This is a genomic window from Kitasatospora sp. GAS1066B (assembly GCF_041262605.1).
Lineage (GTDB): Bacteria > Actinomycetota > Actinomycetes > Streptomycetales > Streptomycetaceae > Kitasatospora.
In genome coordinates, this window is record NZ_JBGCCO010000093.1 from 1 (window position 1) to 1,321 (window position 1,321).

Below are 1,321 nucleotides of genomic sequence, written 5' to 3' on the forward strand. Positions count from 1 at the left end.
CTGAAGTTCCCCCCTGATCTTGGACAGCGGGTGCTTACGCTGCAGGGGTGAAGTCGTGCCGGAGCCTGGCTCGGGTTTCGAGTGGGGTGAGGTACCCGAACTCGGGGTGCCTGCGGAGCCTGGTGCGGTTGTATTCGACTTCGATGAAGCGAAAGACGTCGGCTCGGGCCGCTTCCCGGCTGTCCCAGATGGTGGTGCCGATCTCCGCTTTCAGCAGGCCGAAGAAGCTCTCGGCTGCGGCGTTATCGTAACATATGCCGGTTCGCCCCATGCTCTGTCTCAGGTTCAACTTCCTTATCTCCTGGCGGAATTCGCTGCTCGTATACTCGCTTCCCCGGTCGGTGTGCATGATGCAGCCCGGCTTCAGGTCACCCCGGCCGGCGGCCATCTTCAGGGCGTCGGTGACCAACTCGGCGCGATGGTGGTCGGCCATTGCGTACCCGATAACCTCGCGGGTCGCCAGGTCGATGACCGTGGCCAGATACCACCAGCCCTCGATCGTGGGCAGATATGTGATGTCGCCGACGAGCTTCGTACCGGGCCGCTTCGCGGTGAAGTCGCGGCCGATCAGGTCGGGGGCCGGGGCGGCCTTGGTGTCCTGCTTCGTCAGGTGGCGGCGCCTGCGGCGGGTGATACCCCGGATGTCGCGCTCGCGCATGATCCGCTCGACCTTCTTCCGGTTGATCGCATGGCCGTCCCGCCGCAGTGCGGCGTGCACGCGCGGGGCGCCGTAGGCGCCGCGCGAGGAGGCATGGATCTCCCGTATCTCCTCGGCCAGTTCGTCCTCTGCCCGCTGCCGCTCGGCGGCGGCCGGCCGACCGGCGAGCCAGGCGTAGTAGCTGGCGCGCGGGAGCTTCAGCGCCCGGCAGAGCAGCGCGACGCTGAAGCCGTCGGGTCTGTCCTCGGCGGCCCTCTCCGCGTCGATGAAGCGGCACAGCGTGCCTACTTCATCGTCTCCTTCGCGAAGAAGGCCGCGGCTTTTTTCAAGATCTCGATCGTCTGCTGCTGTTCCCGGTTCTCCCTGCGCAGCCGCTGGAGCTCGTCCTTCTCCGCCGTCGTCAGCGCGCCTGGCGCCCCCTCGCCGCAGTCGACCTTCGCCTGTTTCACCCAGCCGCGAAGCCCCTCCGGACTCACGCCCAGTTCCCGGGCGATCTCGGTGACGTTCCGATGGGGCGAGGACCGGACGAGCGCGATCGCGTCCCGCTTGAACTCCGCCGTGTACCGCTTGCTCATGTTGCTCTTGCCACTCACTACCTGGACTGCTTCCTCCGGGACCCAACCGTCCCAGTATCAAGCTGTCCAGATCAACGGGGGAACTTCA

General features: G+C 66.4%; 2 protein-coding genes. Both read right to left on the minus strand.

The window, feature by feature from the left end; translation table 11 throughout:
- Positions 1-34 precede the first annotated feature (34 nt).
- Entirely contained in the window at positions 35-937 is a 903-nt protein-coding gene (locus ABH937_RS38185; protein ID WP_280695022.1) for an IS3 family transposase, read from the minus strand.
- A gap of 5 nt (positions 938-942) precedes the next feature.
- Positions 943-1,251 carry a transposase gene (locus ABH937_RS38190; RefSeq protein WP_280695023.1) on the minus strand — a complete coding sequence of 103 codons (309 nt, stop codon included), beginning with the start codon at positions 1,249-1,251 and terminating at the stop codon, positions 943-945.
- Positions 1,252-1,321: the final 70 nt, after the last annotated feature.